This is a genomic window from Nostoc sp. NMS4 (assembly GCF_017115095.1).
Classification (GTDB): Bacteria; Cyanobacteriota; Cyanobacteriia; order Cyanobacteriales; family Nostocaceae; genus Nostoc.
Map to the genome: position 1 here is coordinate 1 of NZ_JABXKI010000019.1, position 4,225 is coordinate 4,225.

General features: G+C 44.3%; 4 protein-coding genes. 3 read left to right on the top strand and 1 reads right to left on the bottom strand.

The features are described from left to right. Window positions 1–7: 7 nt before the first annotated feature. Entirely contained in the window at window positions 8–1,114 is a 1,107-nt protein-coding gene (locus HWQ37_RS00280) for a ligand-binding sensor domain-containing protein (protein ID WP_292742548.1), read from the bottom strand. Between the two features lie 804 nt (window positions 1,115–1,918). Here HWQ37_RS00280 and HWQ37_RS00285 point away from each other — a divergent pair. The 3 genes from HWQ37_RS00285 to HWQ37_RS00295 all read left to right on the top strand — a co-directional run. Beyond that, on the top strand, window positions 1,919–3,349 hold the full coding sequence (locus HWQ37_RS00285; RefSeq protein ID WP_292742549.1) for a form I ribulose bisphosphate carboxylase large subunit: 1,431 nt from the start codon (window positions 1,919–1,921) through the stop codon (window positions 3,347–3,349). A gap of 101 nt (window positions 3,350–3,450) precedes the next feature. Further along, window positions 3,451–3,858, top strand: a complete 408-nt coding sequence (rcbX, locus tag HWQ37_RS00290; protein WP_292742550.1) for a RuBisCO chaperone RbcX — start codon at window positions 3,451–3,453, stop codon at window positions 3,856–3,858. Between the two features lie 45 nt (window positions 3,859–3,903). Further along, on the top strand, window positions 3,904–4,225 hold a 322-nt coding region (locus HWQ37_RS00295; RefSeq protein ID WP_292742551.1), incomplete at its 3' end, for a ribulose bisphosphate carboxylase small subunit.

Here is a 4,225-nt window from a genome sequence, read left to right on the forward strand (position 1 = left end):
TAACTAATCATTTAACAGCGCGGCTGAAAGCAATATGGGGTTTTGCACTGTCCGTTTTGGGCATTAACCAAGCTAGACCTTCACTAGTGCCAATCCATAATTTATTGCCGATGTCAGGTGCAAGGGTAATAACCCGACTAGAAGGAAGTCCAGCAACTTCTCCGTCTAATACAGCTCCTGTATTTGGATTTAATCGTAACAAACCATTATTAGTCCCGACCCAGAGACTACCATCTTTAGCAAAACGTATCGCTGTCACGTCACGCCCGCGCAGACGAGTTACAGACCGCAACACAGCACCAGTTTTTGGGTTAATAACTAGCAAATTATTCGGCATTCCCGCCCAAATTAACCCTTCTGGACTAATAGCTAAAGCTTGTACAGTCGTCCCAGGTAAATCCGCTATTCGCTTCATAATCCCAGCACTAGCAGTATTTACCCGCACCAATCCATCCAGAGTCCCAACCCACAATTGACCTTCAGCATCTAAAGTCAAGGCGTTAGCGCTGACACCAGGCAGATTTTTTAATGTTGTCATAATCAAGCCTTGGTCGGGACTAATGAGAGCTAAACCGCTATCAGTTCCAGTCCACAAATAACCCCGTTTGTCAAGTAACAATGACAACACACGTTTAGAAGGCAAAAATAAATTTTGTGCGGTGATTTCATTAGTGCGGGGGTCAACTCGAACTAATCCCTCATAACTTCCTACCCACAAACGTCCTACCTTGTCTTGGGCTAAAGCACCAATGGCAACATTTGGTAAACTAACACGAGAAATAATCTTGCCGGTTTTAGGATCAATCCGCGATAGTCCGCGCCAAGAACCTACCCAAAGATTACCCGTAATATCTCCCAGTAAGTTACCAACACGATAATCAGTTTTTGGCGAATTTTCTTCAACTCCCCGTTCATTGGGCAAAGATTCTACTCGCGGTGGCGGTGCGGAAGCTGGGTAAGCGGGGGTTACATCAGATGAATTAATCTCAGGGGTTTTTTGCGCCCATCCCATATTTGGCAAAGCTATCAACCCCAGCAAGATAGAAGTAATTAATAAACTAGTACGCTTGTAAAACAATACCACGGTGACATTTCCTTTGGAGACAGTACCCATAGCATTTACCTAAACTGGCTTTGGGTTAATTTCAGTGTTCCCCTAGCTGGGATTTTTTAAACATTGGGGATTAGGGATTGGGGACTGGGAATTAGGAAACAAATATTATATTTAGGAATACTTTCTCATTGCCCAATACCGAGTCCCCAGTCCCAGACACCATTGACGACACTTTGTAAAGCTTTTGTAACAAAAAGTTTAAATCTTTATGTAATAACAAAATTAAATAGATAAGTTAAAAACTTTCAAAGAATAACTTATCGAATTCTTGATATATTGTGAAACAAGTTACAAATTACGTGGTGTGCAATTCTTTTATCTTTCTGCTCACCACTCTCCTAAATCTCTGTCAAGTAAATTCTTTTCTGGTATCTTTTCCATCAAAGGGAAAGATATAAGGAGTGTAAAGGTGGGAATGTGTGCCAGCCAGCCCAATCCCCTGAATACCCTAATTTATGGGGGAATTACCTAAATACTGCCCACAAAAGGCGGAAGTTTTGGTGAAATTGAGAAGGTTTAGTTGAGTGCGAAGAAGAGGTAAAAAAGAATTTTGATTTTTAGCAAGAGGAAACAGTGAAGCGCTAGGTCGTGTACCCCTAGATGGGGAAAACACTGGTGAGGAGGGCTACCACCGCTACCAAAGTGTCCGCCGCAAAAAAACTGCTAATCTCTGCCAAAGGCAACTCTTAACAAAATGTTTTCCCGATCTTCTCCTCGCTCAAGGGGGCAAGAGCGGGGTGAGAGGAAGTTGCACGAAACGTGATTTGATAATTAAAAAGAGTGATTTCAGGGAAGGATAAAATTATGTCTTACGCTCAAACGAAGACTCAGAGCAAATCTGGGTATCAAGCCGGGGTTAAAGATTACAGACTAACTTATTACACACCGGATTACACACCAAAAGATACCGATCTTCTAGCTGCGTTCCGTATGACACCTCAGCCTGGTGTTCCTCCCGAAGAAGCAGGTGCGGCTGTTGCGGCTGAGTCTTCCACAGGTACTTGGACAACTGTGTGGACAGATTTGCTCACCGACCTCGATCGCTACAAAGGTCGTTGCTATGACATCGAACCAGTTCCCGGCGAAGACAACCAGTACATTTGTTACGTTGCCTATCCTCTGGACTTGTTTGAAGAAGGTTCTGTAACCAACGTATTGACCTCAATTGTTGGTAACGTATTTGGTTTCAAAGCTTTACGGGCACTGCGTCTAGAAGACATCCGTTTCCCAGTAGCTTATATCAAGACTTTCCAAGGACCTCCTCACGGTATCCAAGTTGAGCGCGATAAGTTAAACAAATACGGTCGTCCTTTACTCGGTTGTACCATTAAGCCCAAATTGGGTCTTTCTGCGAAGAACTACGGACGCGCTGTATACGAGTGCTTACGCGGTGGTTTGGACTTCACCAAAGACGACGAAAACATCAACTCCGCACCATTCCAAAGATGGCGCGATCGCTTCTTGTTCGTTTCGGAAGCTATCAGCAAAGCCCAAGCTGAAACCGGTGAAATCAAAGGTCACTACCTCAACGTCACCGCCCCCACCTGTGAACAAATGTTGCAGCGGGCTGAGTACGCTAAAGAACTCAAGCAGCCCATCATCATGCATGACTACCTGACCGCAGGTTTCACCGCCAACACCACATTGTCTCGTTGGTGCCGCGATAACGGTATCTTGCTGCACATTCACCGGGCTATGCACGCTGTAATTGACCGTCAAAAGAACCACGGTATCCACTTCCGTGTATTGGCTAAAGCCCTACGTTTGTCTGGTGGCGACCACATCCACACTGGTACAGTAGTTGGTAAGTTGGAAGGTGAGCGCGGCATCACAATGGGCTTCGTTGACCTATTGCGTGAAAACTACATTGAGCAAGACAAGTCTCGTGGTATCTACTTTACCCAAGACTGGGCTTCTCTACCTGGTGTAATGGCAGTTGCTTCTGGTGGTATCCACGTATGGCACATGCCCGCGCTGGTAGAAATCTTTGGTGATGACTCCGTACTACAATTCGGTGGTGGTACTCTAGGACACCCTTGGGGTAACGCTCCTGGTGCAACCGCTAACCGCGTCGCCTTGGAAGCCGTTGTTCAAGCTCGTAACGAAGGCCGTAACTTGGCTCGTGAAGGTAACGATATCATCCGCGAAGCTGCCAAGTGGTCTCCTGAACTAGCTGTTGCTTGCGAACTGTGGAAAGAAATCAAGTTCGAGTTTGAAGCAATGGATACCGTCTGATCAAAAGTTAGGAGTTAGAAGTTAGGAGTTAAGAGTTACATTAATTCATAACTCATAACTCATAACTCATAACTTATAACTGTTGACGGCTGGGGTCAAGCATGAATCTTAAGCAAATTGCGAAGGACACAGCCAAAACTCTCCAAAGCTATCTGACTTATCAGGCTCTAAGGACAGTATTGGCACAGCTAGGCGAAACTAATCCGCCATTAGAACTTTGGTTGCATAACTTTTCGTCTGGCAAAATTCAAAATGGTGAGTCATTCATTGAGCAACTGTTGCGAGAAAAACCAGATTTGGCTTTGCGAATCATGACTGTCAGGGAACACATTGCCGAAGAAATCATCGAATTTTTACCGGAAATGGTTCGATCTGGCATTCAGCAAGCCAATATGGAACAGCGTCGCCATCATTTAGAACGCATCACACGAATAGACATATCTAACCTCAGTCTGCAACCAGAACAGCAAGCAACTTCAGATCAGAATTTGGATAACTTATCCAATTAGTTCAATCAATCTAGTAGTAAAAATCGCAACCCATTATCAAAAGCTATGCAAACTTTACCAAAAGAGCGTCGTTACGAAACCCTTTCTTATCTTCCCCCTCTGTCTGATGCTCAAATTGGCAAGCAGATCCAGTACATTTTGAATCAAGGTTACATTCCAGCAATTGAGTTTAACGAAACTTCTGAGCCAACAGAATTATATTGGACAATGTGGAAACTACCTTTGTTCGGTGCTAAATCCACTCAAGAAGTATTGAGCGAAGTTCAAGCTTGCCGTTCTCAATTCAACACCAGCTATATCCGTGTTGTAGGTTTTGACAACATCAAGCAGTGCCAAATTCTTAGCTTTCTTGTTCACAAACCCAACA